The 19,119-nt window shown below is 38.3% G+C and carries 13 protein-coding genes; 4 read left to right on the top strand and 9 right to left on the bottom strand.

Annotated elements, in window-relative coordinates; translation table 11 throughout:
* The first annotated feature begins 108 nt into the window (after positions 1 to 108).
* The gene (locus OQ268_RS09460; RefSeq protein WP_265855875.1) at positions 109 to 408 is read left to right on the top strand and encodes a hypothetical protein; all 300 of its coding nucleotides are present in this window, start codon (positions 109 to 111) and stop codon (positions 406 to 408) included.
* A 223-nt stretch (positions 409 to 631) separates the two neighbouring features.
* Here OQ268_RS09460 and OQ268_RS09465 read toward each other — a convergent pair whose 3' ends face one another.
* The 5 genes from OQ268_RS09465 to tgt all read right to left on the bottom strand — a co-directional run bounded on the left by OQ268_RS09465 (position 632) and on the right by tgt (position 8,078).
* Positions 632 to 910: a lipopolysaccharide assembly protein LapA domain-containing protein gene (locus OQ268_RS09465; RefSeq protein WP_265855876.1), complete on the bottom strand. Its 279-nt coding sequence runs from the start codon at positions 908 to 910 to the stop codon at positions 632 to 634.
* A gap of 3 nt (positions 911 to 913) precedes the next feature.
* On the bottom strand, positions 914 to 3,715 hold the full coding sequence (locus OQ268_RS09470; RefSeq protein ID WP_265855877.1) for a TolB family protein: 2,802 nt from the start codon (positions 3,713 to 3,715) through the stop codon (positions 914 to 916).
* A gap of 1,246 nt (positions 3,716 to 4,961) precedes the next feature.
* A complete protein-coding gene (locus OQ268_RS09475) occupies positions 4,962 to 5,840 on the bottom strand; it encodes a DMT family transporter (protein WP_265855878.1) in 879 nt (292 codons plus the stop codon).
* A gap of 2 nt (positions 5,841 to 5,842) precedes the next feature.
* Complete coding sequence (locus OQ268_RS09480) at positions 5,843 to 6,946, bottom strand: LptF/LptG family permease (RefSeq protein ID WP_265855879.1); 1,104 nt, start codon at positions 6,944 to 6,946, stop codon at positions 5,843 to 5,845.
* Between the two features lies 1 nt (position 6,947).
* Positions 6,948 to 8,078, bottom strand: coding sequence for a tRNA guanosine(34) transglycosylase Tgt (gene tgt, locus OQ268_RS09485; protein ID WP_265855880.1), 1,131 nt, complete (start codon positions 8,076 to 8,078; stop codon positions 6,948 to 6,950).
* Between the two features lie 183 nt (positions 8,079 to 8,261).
* On the opposite strand from tgt, the gene OQ268_RS09490 reads away from it, so the two are divergent.
* Complete coding sequence (locus OQ268_RS09490; protein WP_265855881.1) at positions 8,262 to 9,338, top strand: glycosyltransferase; 1,077 nt, start codon at positions 8,262 to 8,264, stop codon at positions 9,336 to 9,338.
* A 22-nt stretch (positions 9,339 to 9,360) separates the two neighbouring features.
* Entirely contained in the window at positions 9,361 to 9,996 is a 636-nt protein-coding gene (gene rsmG, locus OQ268_RS09495; protein WP_265855882.1) for a 16S rRNA (guanine(527)-N(7))-methyltransferase RsmG, read from the top strand.
* A gap of 21 nt (positions 9,997 to 10,017) precedes the next feature.
* On the opposite strand, the gene OQ268_RS09500 is transcribed toward rsmG, so the two are convergent.
* The 3 genes from OQ268_RS09500 to OQ268_RS09510 all read right to left on the bottom strand — a co-directional run bounded on the left by OQ268_RS09500 (position 10,018) and on the right by OQ268_RS09510 (position 17,402).
* Complete coding sequence (locus OQ268_RS09500; protein ID WP_265855883.1) at positions 10,018 to 10,968, bottom strand: M28 family peptidase; 951 nt, start codon at positions 10,966 to 10,968, stop codon at positions 10,018 to 10,020.
* Between the two features lie 332 nt (positions 10,969 to 11,300).
* The gene (gene smc / locus OQ268_RS09505) at positions 11,301 to 14,840 is read right to left on the bottom strand and encodes a chromosome segregation protein SMC (RefSeq protein WP_265855884.1); all 3,540 of its coding nucleotides are present in this window, start codon (positions 14,838 to 14,840) and stop codon (positions 11,301 to 11,303) included.
* A 264-nt stretch (positions 14,841 to 15,104) separates the two neighbouring features.
* On the bottom strand, positions 15,105 to 17,402 hold the full coding sequence (locus OQ268_RS09510) for an ATP-dependent helicase (protein WP_265856248.1): 2,298 nt from the start codon (positions 17,400 to 17,402) through the stop codon (positions 15,105 to 15,107).
* A 358-nt stretch (positions 17,403 to 17,760) separates the two neighbouring features.
* Here OQ268_RS09510 and OQ268_RS09515 point away from each other — a divergent pair, with 358 nt between their 5' ends.
* Positions 17,761 to 18,084, top strand: coding sequence for a DUF493 family protein (locus tag OQ268_RS09515; RefSeq protein WP_265855885.1), 324 nt, complete (start codon positions 17,761 to 17,763; stop codon positions 18,082 to 18,084).
* A 21-nt stretch (positions 18,085 to 18,105) separates the two neighbouring features.
* Here the strand turns inward: OQ268_RS09515 and OQ268_RS09520 are convergent, their stop codons facing one another.
* Positions 18,106 to 19,080 carry an SGNH/GDSL hydrolase family protein gene (locus OQ268_RS09520; RefSeq protein WP_265855886.1) on the bottom strand — a complete coding sequence of 325 codons (975 nt, stop codon included), beginning with the start codon at positions 19,078 to 19,080 and terminating at the stop codon, positions 18,106 to 18,108.
* Between the last annotated feature and the right edge of the window lie 39 nt (positions 19,081 to 19,119).

A 19,119-nucleotide genomic window follows, 5' to 3' on the forward strand; every position in this document is an offset into this window, starting at 1 on the left:
TTACTTTAAGTAAATGGGGAAATTGTAGCAGTTGCGCAACTGGTCGATTTCTCTATTTAGCTGTAATTGTACTAAGTGCCGAGGGATTTAACTTTAATTTAAAAGAAAATGAAGCAAACTACCATATTGTACGTTGGCAGGGATACAGAAATTACCGTTGTAATGAACCGACTGCTAAACGCCAGGCCAGAATGGAAAGGCATTTGTGTTTGTGCCGATGAACAGGCGCTTGAAGTTTGCAAAACCCAGGTGGTTGATTTAGTATTGCTGGGCAATGGAATTGCGCCAGATGAGGAAGAAGACCTGAAAGGGCGGCTAAAAGCCCTGAAACCTGATTTGAAGATTATACAGCATTATGGCGGTGGTAGTGGCTTGCTATACGGTGAAATTATGGTTGCTTTAGGCTAGTTGCAAAGCTGGCTTTAATTTCGGCAAAGACGTTGCATTTTAAACGGGATTGCAGCGGTATCCTTTTAAAATTTCCTCAATTTGGTTGCACTACAATTATAACATTTGAAAACGATACGCCAGGAGAAGCACAAAAGGGTATATTTTGAAAGATTTAGCGGAAAGCCCGACTTACATTAATAGTTAGCCGGGCTTTGCTTTTCTAAAAAAATAAAGCTAAAATTTAGCTGATGTATGCACGATCCTCGTCGCTCAAATCTTTTTTGTTCTCATTCGCCTGGCCTTTGGCAACTTCATCATCGTAACTGCTAACCGTTTTACGCGGTCTGCCAGCTATAAAACCTATGATGAAGCCAATAATGATACAAATGCCGATAACAAGCAATTTTGAAACAGCTACGGTTGTTACCAGAAAATTGAAGTCTACCGGATCGGTATTTACCATTAGAAATACAGTCAAAAGTGCTGTTAGGATGATAATGAAGATGGTTTTTCCGCTCATGGGTTAAAAGCTATAATTAAATGAAAACTCTAATATCGGATTTTGATTGTAAATCTTATTAACGAAAACCAACCTTGCACCAACATCTATAACAGGTTGGTACCTTAAAATGTTTAAGCTACTATTAATTTCTACGCCATAAGTTTTCGGTTGGCTAATGTTAGTTTCTTTCCCAATGTTCTCGTAGTGACTAAAAATGCTAGCCCTGAAGTTTCTGATGTATGCCAATGAGGCAATCTCCCAATCGGGAAATGCGAACGGAAATCTATAATTAAAGAGCATGGAGTTTTGGAGTTTACTCTTGGCCAAAATATTATTGTATCCATAAACAGTTGATATTTCTGTAGCATATTGATTTACGCCAGTTGCTTTCTGGTAGTTGAAACTAGCCAGAAAAGAGTGATTCTTTGCCATTCCGGGGAAATAGAAAAAACTTTCGAGTGCTAATATTTCTCCACCTAAGTTTTTATCGAAGGGCTGATGGTTGTATGTTGCCCGGAAAATTTGAGCCCACCTTGGGGCAATGTCTCTTTCTGTTGTGCGTACGCTATGGTTAAAAGTTGCGCTATACTCTAATGGGAATTTAAGCTCCTTTATAAAGTTACTAGGCAGGTTTTCGGCCATGTACCGTTGGGTATAACTGGTAGCGGCATTTAGCGTAATTGCATAGTTTTGGTTCCTGGCGTTAAATGATATGGGTACGGATGCGTTCAACTTCACATAGTGCTCACGCCAATCGCCCTGCTGAGTGGTGTTTTTAGTGCGATAGAAAGTTCTTTTCGGTCGATCTCGATACAGTACACTAAAAATTGGATAGAGGGCTTTATAACTAATATCTGCGGTATACTCAAAGCGTTTTAGATCTCGATGGTATTTTACCCCGGTATAAACATCTAGGGTGTTCAATAAATTATTGGATTGCAGCTCCAGTCCAAATAAATACTGGTTATCAATTACGGGAATAACACTGTGGAAATTGAAGAGGTTTAGCCCCTGGCGAAAACGCCGAACTTGAAAGGTGCTGTCTGGAATGTTGCTAAAAACATTGCCGGTATTTTCCTGTTTTGTGGCTGCGGCAGAAAAATCTACGAAAGTGTTTTCACCAACTGTTGTCTCGGAAAATCCCGCACTGGCAATTTCGTACCCATTAAGTTTGTAATCGTTAAAGATGATTTGAGTGCTATCGATTTGACTCGGGTTAAAAGCGCCAAATCTCGACTGGGTTAGCGCATTTATTTTCTTGCTTTCGATATCGATATTGTAAATGTTATCGATGCCATTAAAATGCGCATTAAATGCGATTTTTCCGTTAATGAAAATTGGCCTACTCAGTTGCTGTCTACTGTCGGAAATTAGGTTTGTTTTTTTATCGCCATCAATAAGCCATAAATTTTTGCCTCGCTCGCTTACGCTGATATATGCAATTTTATTTCCCGTGTAATCGAAACTTGGTGTTTGCAAAATATGCTTCTCCAGGTTGGGAATTGTTTTAATTAACTGACCAGTGTTTACATCCAATACGACTAAATTAAATTGGTTGTCGAGATTAACTTTCACAGCGATGACTTGCTTCCCATCGGATGATAGGCTAGGGGAGAAGAGTCTGCTTTTGCTGCTGATTTTTTTGAACCTTTTAGTGTTAAGGTTGTAACTGCAAATTACGCTATAACTCCTTTGCTTATAGCGAGGGTCAGTACGGATTTCATCCCACACCAATATGTTATTTTTAAGGCTAAACCACGGTTGCTCCTGGTAACCAATTCCAAATAAAACCTGTTCTGTTTTATCGTCGTTGATGATGACGAATTCGCTTGTTTTCTGCTTACTTTCTTTGAGGACCAAAACCTGATTTTGATTCAGTTTTACAGGTAGAAAATAATTGGTTGCCAATCGCGTTTCGTGATTTATAATATTGTAATTTTTAGATGCAATAATTTTGTCCTGATCGCTCCATTTTTCTGTTAGTTTGAGCTGGGTATTTTTGAAATATTGATTGGTATTTTGCTGGCTAATTTTCTTTAAGCTTTGAGAAAATGGATATAATCGTAATGGTCTTTTTTTAATATCAGATAATAAACTATCACTCACAAACCTTCCATATTTTTCCCTCATGGCTGTGGCCATCAAATATCCCAATTGGTAATAGCCAGGAGTAACATCTTTATTGGATCCGAAATAAGCCTTGCTGTATGAAAACTTTTTACCCGACAAAATGGAAGCTCTGTAAGGCATAATCCAATTGGGTTGCCTGCCACGTCCAGACTCGGTAAGTGCTGTTTCGTTTACTACCGCATCACCCTCGAAGAACCAGATGGGTATAGCTGCCCCGAAATAAGCAAAGTATACAAGCTCTGGGAATGGGTGTTTTTGCTTTCCTGTCAACTTGTCAAATTGTGCAATGTGCCTGAGCTCATGTACAGCAAGGTTGTTAAGCCAGTCTTGGCTATCGAAATATTGAGGAGGTGTAGTATAGAATTCCGATTTCCTCGGGCCTAGCTGTACAAATCCATTTGCGACAGTGCCACGGTTTTGCAATAGGAGGGGAATGCCCGTTTTCATTTGCTTTAACCCAGACCCAACCTCTGGATAAATAGATGGCAGTGTATTGGCCATTCTTTGCGCTTCCAATTCCAGTTCACTTGGAAATATTATTTTAAACCCTCCTGAGTAAATATAACTCCATTTTACACTAAGTGGGTTTTGGGCAGTACTAAATATCTGCCCTGAAGCACTACATGAAAAAATACTTAATGTAAATATTATAATTGACTTGATTATCAAGCGTTTATGTATAATTAATTTCATAGATAATTCAATTTGCTAAAATAATTAGTTTTTCAGTTTTTTATAATGAATAGATATTTTAATTATTTATAGATATAGACAAAGTTAAGTAGTTGATATATTGTATAATATGATATTTGTATAATTTCTACATTTTCCGATTTTAGGTAAAATAATGCCTTTATATCTGAAGGATTGTGAAAAATATTAGATCACACTGTCCTTCAAACAATTTTCTCTTAAATTACACTTATTAATCGATTTTAAAGGCATTTTTTTGATGCTATGCTAATATTGTATACGGAGAATTTGGGCTATTTAGTTTTTTAAAAAGTCTCCTTATCAAAAAGATTAACTAACCGATATTGGTATAACAGTTAATAATTAATCTTTAATTTCAATAACAGTTCTTATTCAAACTTGGTATCTCTTGTCGAATCGATTTTTATACTGGAAACAATTACCCTATAACCCCAATGTAAATGGCGAATGGGGTGGTAAAAAACTTTGAAGCAGCAAATTGTGTTTGTTACAGGTGCTGACTAATTGTCACCTATTTTAGTTTCTTGCTAGCAGGTATGTGCATCTGGCCAAGGAATATTAATGTTTATTGGATTAAAAACTGCTGGGTTTTTGAGCGCTTATAAGTTGTGAGCGTTAGACATCTTGGAGTACAAAATCGGAGAAAATTAAATCAACGCGTTTCAATGTTCGATTATAATTTAAACTGTATAACTCCCATTTTGTATGTTTTTCATTTAAGTTTGAATGTAAATAAGGGTTTTTTAAGGTCGATAATGGCAAATCCTGACGATATTTGCAGCCAAGAGATCATTTGATAAAAAATTCTTTATAAGAATTTATGGGTGCTTAAATAGCTGATTATTAGAACCTTGAAAGTGTATTTCATGATTCTGTTTGATTTGAGTTAATAAAGTAGATTGCATCGTTTCTCAATAGAAACTACCCGTATATTGTCCAATTTCGACTATGTCAAACATTTAATGTTAACGTTTTATGGTCTTCCCAGAATTATATAAGATGAATTTTTGGCTTCGTCGTCATGCATTTTGGTTCTTCATTTGTTGAGCATATCACTCAATCTTACCTGCTCAATTGCCCCAAAAGTACAGCACATTATGTACGATTATTTTCTGGAAGAATAGCAGCTTTTTGAAGCCGATTTGCTAGCCCTGAACGTGATGATTTTTCTCAGTGAAATGACCATAAAAACCTACAATAATGAATAGAAATTCTCTTCACTTTATTAGCTTTTATTGTATCGTCTTTTGTATATGGGATATAGAAAAACTGATGCTAAAACAATGGCCGCTCCAAGGTAAAATCCGCCTGTCATTTGCTCTTTATCTTTAAAGAAAATAAAGGCCAAAATAATCCCATAAACCGGTTCCAAATTTGTAACTAAAGCTACTCGAAATGCGGAAAGTGTACGCATCACAGATACGCCTGCAACATAAGCAACCGAAGTACAAAGCGTACCTAAAATGGTTAAGTAAAACCAATCGTTTAGGTTCAAATTAAAGTGCATATTTAACAACGATCCATCATAAAAACGATAGAGGGTTATCCAAAATAAACCTCCGATAAGTTCGTAAAAACCGATAATGGCGGGTTCACTTTTTTGTACCAATGTAGAGTTTATTGTAGAGAACAAACTCGAAGCCAAGGCAGCTAAAAGGCCAAAGATAATTCCAAGTGTATATTGACTTTCAAATTTAAAAATCATGTAGATCCCTATAATAATTAGGCAGCCAATAAATACATCGCCGAGATGGATTGGTTGTTTTTTAATAACAGGTTCTAATATAGCAGTAAATAGCGTGAAGGATGAGAGGCAAACAAGAGTTACCGATACAGTGGAAACCTTGATTGCGTGGAAAAAAAATATCCAGTGGATGGCAACGATTGCGCCGGTAAAAAAGAACTGAAAAAATTGTTTGCGTGAAATTGTAATATTCTTTTTTGTAAGTAGGAACCAAGCAAAAAGCGTAGTGGTTGCGATGAGCACCCGATACCAAACCATGGGAACAGCATCAATAGAAATTACTTTTCCAAGTACACCTGTGAAACCCCAAATTAATACTGTAAGATGAAGTACTAACAGGTTTTTTTTATTGATTTCCATTGTTATTTTGGAGCCTTTTTTAGTAAATACAATCCCAATAATGTAAAGAAGATTGTAGGCATTATTACCGCCAACAATGGAGGTAAGTTGCCTTTTGTAGAGAACATTTGAGTAAACTGGTTGAACACAATATAGGCGAAGCTTATAAAGATTCCGATACCAAGTGATACGCCTACACCACCACGCACTTTTCGAGAAGAAAGCGCTACACCAATGAGAGTTAATACAAACGCAGATAGTGGATGAAAATAACGCTTATACTGCTCAAATTGCAGGTCGTTCATGATACCTGTTCCCCGGATTTTTTCTTTCCGGATTTTTTCTGCCAGTTCCTTTGTAGATAGGTTTTGCACTACGTTGTCGTAAGCAGAGAAATCATCGGGACGCATGTCCAGGATGGTATCTTTAAGCTTACCATTACCGTAAATCATCGATTCTTTCATTCCATCAATCTTTCTGATGGAGTAATTGCTTAACTGCCATTTACGCTTTAGCGAGTCCCATTTAATATTATCGGCAACAATCTTTTTAACCAATACATCGCCATTGAAGTTATCAAGCGAGAACCGATAGCCATAATTGGTCTTATTATCGAAACTTTCTATGTAAATGTAGGTTTTGTTGTCTAATTTCATGTGAATATTAGACTTTGTTGACGGGTCATTACGTTTTACAAAAGTGTTTTCGAAACTATTTTTAAGCGTGTTGGTATAGGGGAGGATGTACAGGTTAGAAACCAAATTCGCAGAGAAGATAACCGTGGCAGAAATAAAATACGGAAAAAGAAACCTATTAAAGCTTACTCCTCCACTTAAAATGGGTACAATTTCTGTCTGGTCGGCCATTTTCGCCGTAAAAAAGATTACCGCAATAAAGTTAATTAGCGGGGAAAGCATGTTCACGTAAAACGGGATAGAACCAGCGTAATAATTAGTTAAAATACCCCAGAAGCTAAGCCCGCTTTTCATAAAATCATCCATCTTTTCTGATAAGTCGAATACCACAATAATGATTACGAAAATAGCAAGGGTGTAAACAAAGGTTCCCAGGTACTTCCCAATAATGTGTTGATCGATGATTTTAATTCTTCCCTTTAGCAAATTCATGTTATAGTTTATTACCTAAAACCTTTACCATCTTGTTTTTCCATTCGTAAAACTCTTCCGAAATTATTTTTTCGCGTGCTTGGTTTACCAACCAAAGATAGAAGTGCAGGTTATGCAAGGTAGCAATTTGTGCGCCAAGCATTTCTTTACTGTGCACTAGATGTCGCAAATAAGCTTTACTGGTTACTAAATCTACATGCAAATCACTTTCGGCATCTAATGGAGAGAAGTCATTCTCCCACTTTTTGTTCCGAATGTTAATGATTCCATTTCGCGTGAAAAGCATGCCGTTGCGGGCGTTGCGTGTAGGCATTACACAATCAAACATGTCTACACCCAAGGCGATATTCTCTAGAATGTTAATCGGTGTGCCTACACCCATTAAATATCGAGGTTTGTCGTATGGCAAGATATCGCAAACCACTTCTGTCATGGCATACATTTCTTCAGCAGGTTCTCCTACAGATAAACCGCCAATTGCATTTCCATCTCGATTCATACTGGCGATGAATTCGGCCGATTTTACCCTTAAATCTTTATAGACAGAACCTTGTACAATTGGAAAAAGCGTTTGTTCGAAGCCATACTTAGGGTTCGTATTGTCGAAATGGGTACAACAACGCTTTAACCATCGGTGAGTCATTTTAACCGATTCTGCCGCATAAGTATAATCGCATGGGTAGGGTGTACATTCATCGAAAGCCATGATGATATCTGCACCGATGGTACGCTGAATATCCATTGCATACTCTGGCGTAAACAAATGTTTCGATCCATCAATGTGCGAATGGAAAGTTACCCCTTCTTCCTTAATTTTACGTACTTTACTAAGTGAATAAACCTGGTAGCCACCACTATCAGTAAGTATAGGCCTGTCCCAGCCAATGAATTTATGCAGCCCACCTGCAGTTTCTAAGATCTCGAGGCCGGGTCGGAGGTAGAGGTGATAGGTATTTCCGAGAATAATTTGGGCATCTATATCTTCTTTAAGCTCCCGCTGATGAACTGCCTTTACCGTTCCTGCAGTGCCCACCGGCATAAAAATAGGGGTTTGTATTTCACCATGTGCAGTGGTAACTGTTCCGGCTCTGGCTTTAGATTGTGAATCCTTCGCCTGTAAACTAAATTTCATAAGTGCTTATTCTCGTCAAAAATCAGCCAAAAATAGCAAAAATCGGGGGCATATTTTTGTTTAATTTTTTATCAACATAAAAGCATATTACAGATTAAAAATCAGAAATTTGCGCCTATTTATTTCATAACCGTGATTTTATCAACCATCGAAATTATACTGCTTTCAATATTGATTTTGTGTATGCTTATTCAGCTCTACTATGTACTTTTTGTGCATTTACGTTTGCGGAATGTAGCTGTAATCCATAGCTATGCCCAAGCTACAAGGCCTTTGAGTGTTGTGGTATGTGCACGTAACGAAGCTGACAACTTAAGTACCTTCCTTCCCTTATTAATGACTCAAAACTATCCAGAGTATGAAGTGGTAGTGGTGAACGACCGCTCTTGGGATGGTACTGAGGAGCTTCTGGATGATATGGCTAAACGGTACAGTAATTTAAGAGTGGTAAAAATTTTAGATAATGAAAAATTTTTAGCTGGTAAGAAGTTCGCCGCAACCATGGGCATTAAAGCCGCAAAGTACGATTGGTTGGTTTTTACAGATGCAGATTGCTATCCAGCTACTGATAAGTGGTTACTTGAAATGCAGCAACCAGATGATGAAGCTATCGAAATTCTTTTAGGATATTCGCCTTACTTAAAACGGAGAGGTTTGCTTAACGCCCTTATTCGTTTCGAAACCTTTTTTACAGCAGTTAATTATTTAGGCTTTGCATTGAAAGGGATGCCGTATATGGGCGTTGGGCGCAACATGGCTTACAAAAAGTCGTTATTTTTTAAGCATAAAGGATTTGCAGCGCACATGCATATTCCTTCGGGTGATGATGATCTTTTCGTAAATGCCCATGCAAACCGAGTTAACACCCAGGTTAGGGTAAATCAAGACGGGCATGTTTGGAGTGAGCCTAACCGAACCTGGGCGGGATATCTTAGACAAAAGAAACGCCATTTTGGTGCAGGAAGGCTCTATAAAGCGAAGCATAAGTTTATTTTAAGCTTGCAAATCATGGCCCAGTTTTTCTTTTACGGTTTCTTAATAGCATGCTTTTTTTTCAGTAGAAACCTGCAATATGCTGCTGCTGCAATATTACTTTTGAGCATTATTATCCGCTGTTTTGTTTATCCTAAATTATTAAAACGTTTGAACTATCCCGATTTGCTTTGGTGGTTCCCAATATTAGATATACTTTTGTTTCTGTTTCTATCTTTAAATGGTTTCTTAGCCATGTTCGGTAAGAAAAAGGTGGCGTGGAAATAGATTATAGTTTATAGCAGTACTTATGAGTGAAGTAAAACCCGATATCGTTTTGAAATATTTTCCGGAATTGTCAGCGAAGCAGCTTGCACAGTTCTCGCAACTATTTGATTTATATAGCCACTGGAATGCTCAGATTAATGTAATTTCTAGGAAAGACATTGAAGAATTATACGAACGCCATGTTTTACATTCTTTAGGCATAGCCAAGGTTTGTACATTCAGGGCTGGGGAAACCGTACTAGATGTAGGAACTGGCGGCGGCTTTCCGGGTATTCCACTTGCTATATTATTTCCCGAAACGCAGTTCTACCTGGTAGATTCTATCGGTAAGAAAATTAAGGTAGTAAAAGAAGTTGCAGCGGCCCTTGGCCTGGAAAATTTGAAAGCAGATCATCTTCGTGCGGAGCAGATTAAAGAGAAATTTAATTTTATAATATCCAGAGCAGTAACCCGATTGGGCGAATTCTATCCTTGGATTCAAGGTAAGTTTAAAAAAGATTCTATAAATGCCATCCCTAATGGAATATTATATTTAAAGGGAGGTGATTTGGCCGAGGAAATTAAAGAATCTAAGCTGAAAGCAGAACTATACCCGCTCTCAGCTTATTTTGATGAAGATTTTTTTGAAACTAAATATGTGGTTTATGTACCACAGTAAGGTAGCTTTCTCGCGAGTTTACTAGTTTTTCATAATCATTTTATCTTTCAGCGATTGCTGTAGTCCACTTTGTTTATCAATGCGCTTTACCACGTCGAGTACCGCATTGGCTGCATCGCTAAAAAATTGCTTGGTAAGTGTAGCATACTCATCACTTTCCTGGTGGTAATCCTTGTGATCTTCTACACCGAAGTATAAAAAGGGAATGTTTTTCGCATTAAATGCACCTTGGTCGCTTTGGTTTGTCCAATCGTCGTGACCCAGTTTTGGATCATCGTGTCCTAACCTAACTTTCAAGTCTGTCCTGGTGGTGTCGATGTATTTTTTCAAATTGGGATATTTAAAAGTGCCGCAAACATATAATTCATTTTTTTCGCTGTGGCCAATCATATCCATATTTAAGTTAACGGCAATAGTGTTAATACTAACAGGAGGATTAGCAACAAATGCCTTTGCGCCTTGTAAACCCATTTCTTCAGCATCAAATGCTGCAAATATGATGGTATTATTTGGTTTGTTTTTAGCAAAATAGGCGGCAATTTTAAGCAACCCCGCCGAACCGGAAGCATTATCATCTGCTCCATTGTAAACTTGGTCCTTTATAATACCCAGGTGATCGTAATGGGCAGAAACAACAATTACATTGGCGCTTTTGCCAGGAATGTAACCAATAACGTTTGTACCATTTGCTTTCGCCCCAGCCCGTAAATTAAAGGTAAATTCCTGCGCATAGTTAACGTATTGTGGATAGGATTTTAAGCCGAGCTTCTCGAAACGATCAATAATATAAGCCCTTGCCATTTCAGCTCCTTTGGTTCCGGTTCTTCGGCCTTCATACGCATCTGACGAAAGCACTTCTACATCTTTTAAAAGCTGCGTATCTACTATGCCAGAACCGGTTGAAGATTGATTTTTAACTGAAGAACAGCAGCTTAGCATCATGGCTAAGGGGATGATATATGAAATTTTCATTTTTTATTTATTTAATTATTGCAAGGCGCTAAGCAATTTTAGGGCGAAGTTTTATAAATTGCTTAAAGATATTAATTATTGGGATATCGCAAGGAAAACGTTGTAAATGGTTACAGTATTGCGTTTGTAAGCCTGATAGAAATGAAAATACTTTTTATTTCCCAAAACCTCCGAAGGAGCACAATAACATAAAAAGATTGGAATGTATAGCAGGGCTGAAGACAGCCAAATGTTAAGGCATTAACTTCCTGCTTCATTTCAACTTGGTAGGGCATCTACCGAGAATGGCTATTTATTTGCACTTCAGTGTTTGAGTTACGCTTATACAATGTTTATGCAGCTACTTCTCTTAAATCGACTGCTACAACCCTCGATACGCCCTGCTCAACCATGGTTACGCCGTAAATAATATCGGTGCTGGCTATGGTGCGCTTGTTGTGCGATACGATAATGAATTGAGATTGATCTGAAAATTTTCTTATAATGTTATTAAATTTATCGATGTTGGTATCATCGAGTGGTGCATCTACCTCGTCGAAAATACAGAATGGTGCCGGTTTTAAAAGGTAAAGTGAAAATAATAGGGCTGTAGCAGTTAGTGTTTTCTCCCCGCCTGAAAGTTGATTAATTGAGAGTGGGCGCTTACCCTTTGGTCGGGCAATGATGTCGATATCTGCCTCTAAGGGGTTATTTATATCAGATAGGATTAAATCACAACTGTCTTCATCATTAAATAAGGAGCGAAAAACGACAATAAAATGTTCGCGGGCCTGTGTAAATGCCTGCATAAATTTATCTTTTGCCGTATCGTCTATTTCTTTAATGGTTTGTAAAAGATCGGTTTTGGCAGCGTTTAAGTCTTTTTTCTGGTTTTGGATGAAGACATAGCGCTCTTCCATTTCCTTAAAAGCCTCCATAGCCATAGAGTTGATGGCGCCAAACTCATCTAACTGCCGTTTCATTTTCTCTACCTTCTGCCTAATTTCAAATTCACTTTCCAGACCATCGACCTCCGTTTCCGTTTCAAGCAAGTCATTAATATCTATATTAAACTCTACGGCCAATCTTTCCTTTAGCGAATTTAAATCTATTTTGAGCGTATTCTTTTTGTCTTTTATTTCTGTAAGCAGATAGTCTGTTTCTTCCCTGGTTTTGCGGGTGCTGGTAAGCTTGTTCTCTACCTCGTTGATATTCCCTTTGCTTTCAAAATAATCTTTTTCGGCTTCGGCTAAGCCATTTTCCATTTCCTCTCGCTGCCGATACATTTCTAAAAGTGTATCATCACTTAAATCGGTATGTTGCAGGGTTGCGGTAATCTGTGCTAGGGTTTCCTGGAGTTCTTTGTCGTTTTCGGCAATGCGTTTGTTTAGCGCTTCTTCTTGTACAAAGCGATAATCTAAATCCTTTTCTAAACCAGAACGTTTGTTTTGCTGCTGGTGGTAACGGAGATTATCTTGATTATATTTCCCTGCCAAATCATTAACCTGATCTGCAAGCTCTTGGTAATTTAGTTGTTGTTCTTGAAGGTTGATGTGGTCTTGCTGTTGTTGTTGCTGCAGTGCCACCAAAGCGGGCAACTTTTCGGATAACGATTTTTCTATCGATACAATCCTCTGAGCAATATCGGTTTTGCGGTTTTCGCTGGTGGTAATAAATTCCTGGTATTGATCTCTACGCGTTTGAACGGAAATCTGCTCGTTACTTAAACGGTTTAATTCCTGCTGTACTGCGGCAATATGGTTGGCTCTAGAAGCGTCTTTAAGTCTAAAAATTTCATCCCCCGCATGCTTAATTGCTGTATTATATTGGTTTATCAACGCATCTGCAGCTTTAATTTCTTTCGCAAGATTTTCTAAATTCTTCGCCCTACCAATTCGTTTACCTTCAAATAATCCCACAGATCCGCCGGCAAGGGTAAACCTGGTTTGTGCATATTTGCCGTTTTTAGCCAGGATAGTTAAACTTTCGGATGGTGTTTCTTTGAAAAGATGTTCTTGATCTCCAACGGAGATATACACATTTTGAAGAAGTAAATTGCACAGGCGTTGGTATTTTTTATCAACTTCTACTACTGATAGGGCAGGTATTAGGTCTGCCCGCTCTAAAACTGCAACAGTTTTATCGGGGATATTTTCAAGAATAAAAAAATTTGCCCGGCCTCTGCTGGCATCAGTTAATAAATTAACGGCTTGCACCGCGTCTGCATATTGATCGACCACATAATGGTTCATAACAGGTTCAAGGTAGTTCTCTATCGCAATGCGATAATCCTCATTACAAAAGAGAACATCAGAAAGAAGCAATGCCGTTTTAGCAAAAGCATTGTTCTTTTTTAGGAAACGGATTGATTCCGGGAAACCCTCCAGACTATCTACAAGCGATTTTGTGAGGTTATATTCGTTTTGTTTCGCGTCTTTTTTACGATTTTCAGCAGTAAGTTTTTCCTTGTTTGTTCCCAAATCTTGCTCAGTTTCTGCGAGCTTTTGCTTTAAAATTTCCTCAGCCTCTTTAAGTTGTTTAATTTGGTTTTGTTTCTCTGAAATCTGAATGTCTAGTTCCGCCAAGGCATGGTCGAACGCTTTTAGCTCAAGGGTTTTGGTCTCGGTATCGTCAACATTCCTGTTGCTTTCCTGCATCAAAGCGTCTTTTTGTATATTTAAAATATCAATTTCCTTTTGCGATTGATAAACCTGATTTTGGATTTCGTTAACCGATTTCACTAAATTATCGACCCGATTTTTCTCTATCTGCTGTTGCTCTCTAAGGGTATCTAAAGTCTTTTTCAGTTCTTTCAAATCACTATCCAAACGGTTAAAGACCTCCGTTTCAGTATGCACCTCTTCATTTAAACGCTTGATGTTGTATTTGATGTGGTTAAGCTGATTTTTGTCTTTTTCCAGCTCCGCAGATAAACGTCCTTCTTTTTCCTGCAAGAAACGCATCTGCTCATTCTTAACTTTCTTCTCGCTTTCGTAGGCCCTGATTTTCGAAACCAGCTCGTTGGTGGCTTTTTGTTGTACAGATAGATTTTTCTCCTGGTTGATGCTGCCGAGTTTCAATTTTTGAAGATCCGCTTCCTGGGTGTCTATTGCCGTGCTTAACCCGGTACGAAAGACTTGCTGTTGCTGCTCTTGTTTTTCCAAGGCATCTAAATCGGTACGGAAAAAGGCAATTCTATGTGTTGCCAATTGTACGCTCCATTCGCGGTATTGCTCCTTTAACTTGTAATAGCGTTCTGCCTTTCGTGCCTGGCTTTCTAAAGTTTTAAGGTTTTTTTCAATTTCGAAAAGTAAATCTTCAACGCGTTCTAAGTCTGCTTCGGTATCTTTTAGCTTATTAAACGTTTGCTTCTTGCGCAGCTTGTATTTAGAAATGCCCGATGCTTCTTCAAATAAAGACCTGCGACTGTGTTCCTTGTTGGTAATAATCTCATCAACCATTTTAAGCTCAATAATAGAATAACTGTCTGAGCCAATTCCGGTATCGAGAAATAAATCAGTGATGTCCTTTAAACGGCATTGTACGTCATTTAGGCGGTATTCGCTGTCGCCATTTCGGTATAATTTGCGTGTAACGGTTACTTGCGAGTACGCAGTAGGCAATATGTTTTTAGTGTTATCGAAGCTAAGCGATACCTCTGCCAGCTGTGCCTGTTTGCGGTTCTTTGTACCATTAAAGATGATGTTTTCCATCTTTTCCGAGCGTAGAGCCTTGGTGCTTTGCTCGCCCAACACCCAACGCATGGCATCAATTACATTTGATTTTCCGCAACCGTTCGGTCCTACAATAGCCGTAACACCTTCATTAAAGTTGATGGTTACTTTGTCTCCAAAGCTTTTAAATCCTTTAATTTCTAATCGAGTAAGTTGCATGGTTAAGGTTCTGGCGAACTAGCCTCAATATTAAGGAATATTTTGATGTTTTTCAAGCTGCGGATTTTGCTTAAATTTCAAACACTAAGCAAGATCGAAAGTGAAGGACAGCACTTCTAGCTCAACCTTAAAGTATTATACAACCTCAATAGAAATATCGAATGCAATGGGTGTTAAAGTGAGTTAACTTTCAAGCAATTGTAAGCCTGGTAAATTTGTAATCGATCATCTAATAATGGGTGTGTTGCCACATTAAAGGCGTTGTTATCTCACAATCATTAGCTTGGCAAATTTCAGCAATAATTGCTTGTTTCCTAACCCCTGGAAAAATACGGTTGCCTTCACATCTGGTAGTGTTCCTTCTAAACTAATCAGCTTACCGAAACCAAATTTTTCGTGCTCTAATTCCATTCCAACCTGAAACTCGTGGGGTAGCGAAGGCGTAAATCCTGGACTAGGAACATGGGCCTTAGCCAACAATGTGGTTGTTTTTGGACGAGCAGGTGGGGTAGAAGGGCTGCTTGCTGGTTTGGGTTTGCTAAAAAAGTCACGTGGTTGGGAGGTCCATGTTTTACGCTCATCATCAAAATTACCTTCAAAAACATTGCTTTTGGCCGGCCGAACATCCAGTTCTAAATATTTTGGGTTTATCTCATTAATAAATCGGCTGGGCTCGCAGTTAGTTAATGTTCCCCAGCGGTAACGGGAAGTAGCATAAGTTATGGTTAGTTTCACTTCAGCCCTGGTAATGGCTACGTAAAACAATCTACGTTCTTCCTCTAAATCAGATCTCGAATTTACCGATAATTGAGATGGGAAGAGATTTTCTTCCAATCCTACTATAAAAACATTTTTAAACTCTAGGCCTTTCGCCGAGTGGATGGTCATCAGAGAAACCGTATCCTTGTTTTTATCGCCATCTTTATCATCATTCGTTAGCAGCGCTACATCCTGCATAAAAATATCAAGACCTTTTTCCTCAATATCTTCACGCTCCGCAAACTCTTTAATACCATTTAATAGCTCCTGAATGTTTTCATACCTCGCCCTACCTTCAACACTATCATCTGTATACAATTCTTTTAAGATACCTGCATGCTGAGCTATAAATAAAGCCGCGTCATAGGCGTCTAGCTTTTTTGCTTCTGCCTGGAAACTCTGCACCATCGTTGCAAAGTCGTTTAACTGATTAGCCAAACGGCCGTCGACATATTGGTGTGCATGCGAAATCACCTCCCACATCGTTACGCCATTTTGGTCGGCAGCAACAATAATCTTATCAATAGAGGTGTCTCCGATACCACGTTTTGGATAATTAATAACCCTTTTTATAGCCTCTTCATCTTTCGGATTAAAGGTTAGGCGGAAATAAGCAATTAAATCCTTAATCTCTTTTCGCTGATAAAAAGAAGTACCACCATAAATTTTGTAAGGCACATTTAGTTTGCGCAAACCCTCTTCCATTGCCCTGCTTTGGGCATTGGTTCGGTATAAAATCGCAAAATCATGGTATTGGTAGCCTTTCAAACTGCGTTCCTGGATAATCGATTCGGCAACTAATTTGCCTTCTTCATTATCTGTAAAGGCCCTGGCAACCTTTATTCTATCGCCCTCAACATTTTCAGAAAAAACATTTTTTTCCAGTTGATTTTTATTGTTCGCAATAATGCTGCTGGCAGCATCCACTATGTTCTGTGTAGAACGATAATTTTGTTCCAGCTTGTATACCTTTAAATCGGGGTAATCGCGTTCGAAATTTAAGATATTCTGAATGTTGGCCCCACGGAAAGCATAAATACTTTGTGCATCATCGCCCACAACGCAAATATTCTGGTATGCAGCTGCAAGCTTCCGTACAATAGTATATTGCGAAAAGTTGGTATCCTGATACTCATCCACCATTAAATACCGAAACTTTTGCTGGTATTTATTCAATACATCTGGATGTTCTTTCAGTAAAATATTGGTCTTGAATAGTAAATCGTCAAAGTCCATTGCCCCGGCTCTAAAGCAACGTTTGGCATATTGCTCATAAATCTGACCCAACAATGGGCGTTTATTTTGAATGTCTTCCGCCTGTATTTGATCGTTGGCTTGGTACTCTCCCCAAGAAATTAAATTGTTTTTTGCCGATGAGATTCTACCGTACACAAAATTTGCTGCATACAATTTATCATCCAGCTGCATTTCCTTTAAAATCGCACGAATTACACTTTTACTATCGTCGGTATCGTAAATGGTAAAGTTGTTAGGGTAGCCAATTTTCTCGGCTTCTACACGTAAAATTTTCGCAAAAACCGAGTGGAAAGTACCCATCCAAATGTTTTTAGCCTCAGCGCCAACCACTTTCGAAATACGCTCACGCATATCTTTACTCGCTTTATTGGTAAAGGTTAATACCAGGATGTTAAATGGATCAGTACCGGTTTGAATAAGGTGCGCCACCCGAAAAGTGATTACACGTGTTTTACCCGAACCAGCACCCGCAACAATCATCACCGGTCCTTTTGTATTCTCTACTGCTGCTCTTTGTTGTGGGTTTAATCCTGCTAAATAATCCAAATCTATTCCTGTTTTTTTGAGGTTCAAAAATAACAATTCCAAAGTTTCTTTTTGAATTTGTGGAGAAATAGCCTGCTATTATTTGAAAAGCAAAACCTGTAACGTATAGGTTATTTAGTCCTTTGCTTTGCTCATACGCCTGCAGGCCTTAAGCGCTAAGGCCGGTATCCGCTACGCCAAGGTTTAGTACATTTTGCCAGTGCAACTATTAACGTTCAAGATCCCAAACGTGTAGCAAAAGCAGGTTTCATTTTAAAAAAGTGGTTAGGTAAAAAAACCATTCAGTCGCATTCTAGGTATCGTTTCTGCCAAATTAACATCATATTGGTTTAGGAATAGAATTTGATATCATTTTGTTATGGACGATAAAAAATTGAATAAGGACATTGAATTTACCAGTATTCCAGAAGGTGAAAGTACCGATATATACGCAAATTTAAAGGATAAGCTAGAAAGCGTACAACAGTTTCCAGGTATCTATCATTTTAAGTTTATCATTACAGGCGGCCTCGATAAAGTTGATGAATTAAGAAAGGTTTTGCCTAACGACGAATTTTTAGAGCAAGCATCAAAAACCGGAAAATACGTTTCTATTACCGTAAAAAAAGAAATGCAAAACGCCGATGAAGTTATTGATATTTATAAAAAGGCCGGAAATATTAAGGGGATAATGGTGTTGTAAAATCTAAACCATTAACTTATTCTAACGTGCTACAATAAACTTTTTTGCTGCGTTAAACTGGCCCGAATCTGAAGTTAACTTGTAAAAGTATATTCCGGGAACGAAAGTGGAAGTATTGATCTCTAGTGTGTGTTTGCCGGTATTCAAATATTCGTTAACAACAGTTTTTACCAGCCTGCCCATCATATCAAAAATTTGAATATTAATTCGATCTGTTTCTGGTAACACAATATCGAGGTAGGTTTGCGTACCTGCAGGGTTTGGGTAGTTTTGCGACACCACGAACATCAAAAACTTGTCGAAAATGGCTTTGTTAACAGCGTCGAATATTACATAACTAATAAGCCTATAGCCTCGCTGATTAGGATGAAATGGATCTTGGTATAGTGAAAAATCTCTACGCATTGCCGCATTTACATCAGCAAGATAAATTTTATATTCGCTCGCTAATCGTCGGTAAACACCGTTAATCATCCTAATCGTCGCATTTACCGCTACAAAATTAGCATTATTCCTGTCGTCGGCATTTTGGAGCGTACAGAGAATCGGAACAAGCTTCTGGCTAATACTTAAAGTAATTAAACGGCGCATGTTAGCTTCCGTTTCTGCCACACTGCCTCTACCATTATTTATGGCTAGTGCGTCATTTATCCCCATCGAAATTACAATGAAACCAGTACGATCTTTAATGGCTTTTTCTATTCTCAATAAGCCTTGCAACGTAGTTTGCCCACCTATACCCTCGTTGGTGATGTTAATAGATTTGTTAATGTAGCAATTGGTAAAATTATTTTTTAAGAATGTTTGGAAACCAAGGCCGTTTACACCCTCAACAGTACTGGCGCCGAAGGTAACAATGTTTATGCTATCCTTCGCATAAAATTGGGCAGCCTCAGGGCAACTTATTCTTGGTGTGTTTTGCGCTTCAGCCTGACTAAAATAAAGTGAAAACCCAAGCACTAGCAATAAATACGTTAAGAGAGCACTACATTTCATTGCTAATAATCATTCTGTCTGAGCTGTACGATAAGTTTA

It is taken from the genome of Pedobacter sandarakinus (assembly GCF_026240095.1).
Classification (GTDB): Bacteria; Bacteroidota; Bacteroidia; order Sphingobacteriales; family Sphingobacteriaceae; genus Pedobacter; species Pedobacter sandarakinus.

Excerpts from the sequence above, each read along its gene's own strand:
- OQ268_RS09460 (WP_265855875.1), top strand. The coding sequence starts at position 109 with ATGAAGCAAACTACCATATTGTACGTTGGCAGGGATACAGAAATTACC.
- rsmG (WP_265855882.1), top strand. The coding sequence starts at position 9,361 with ATGAGTGAAGTAAAACCCGATATCGTTTTGAAATATTTTCCGGAATTG.
- OQ268_RS09490 (WP_265855881.1), top strand. The coding sequence starts at position 8,262 with ATGCTTATTCAGCTCTACTATGTACTTTTTGTGCATTTACGTTTGCGG.
- OQ268_RS09520 (WP_265855886.1), bottom strand. The coding sequence starts at position 19,080 with ATGAAATGTAGTGCTCTCTTAACGTATTTATTGCTAGTGCTTGGGTTT.
- OQ268_RS09500 (WP_265855883.1), bottom strand. The coding sequence starts at position 10,968 with ATGAAAATTTCATATATCATCCCCTTAGCCATGATGCTAAGCTGCTGT.
- smc (WP_265855884.1), bottom strand. The coding sequence starts at position 14,840 with ATGCAACTTACTCGATTAGAAATTAAAGGATTTAAAAGCTTTGGAGAC.
- OQ268_RS09480 (WP_265855879.1), bottom strand. The coding sequence starts at position 6,946 with ATGAATTTGCTAAAGGGAAGAATTAAAATCATCGATCAACACATTATT.
- OQ268_RS09465 (WP_265855876.1), bottom strand. The coding sequence starts at position 910 with ATGAGCGGAAAAACCATCTTCATTATCATCCTAACAGCACTTTTGACT.
- OQ268_RS09515 (WP_265855885.1), top strand. The coding sequence starts at position 17,761 with ATGGACGATAAAAAATTGAATAAGGACATTGAATTTACCAGTATTCCA.
- OQ268_RS09475 (WP_265855878.1), bottom strand. The coding sequence starts at position 5,840 with ATGGAAATCAATAAAAAAAACCTGTTAGTACTTCATCTTACAGTATTA.
- OQ268_RS09470 (WP_265855877.1), bottom strand. The coding sequence starts at position 3,715 with ATGAAATTAATTATACATAAACGCTTGATAATCAAGTCAATTATAATA.
- tgt (WP_265855880.1), bottom strand. The coding sequence starts at position 8,078 with ATGAAATTTAGTTTACAGGCGAAGGATTCACAATCTAAAGCCAGAGCC.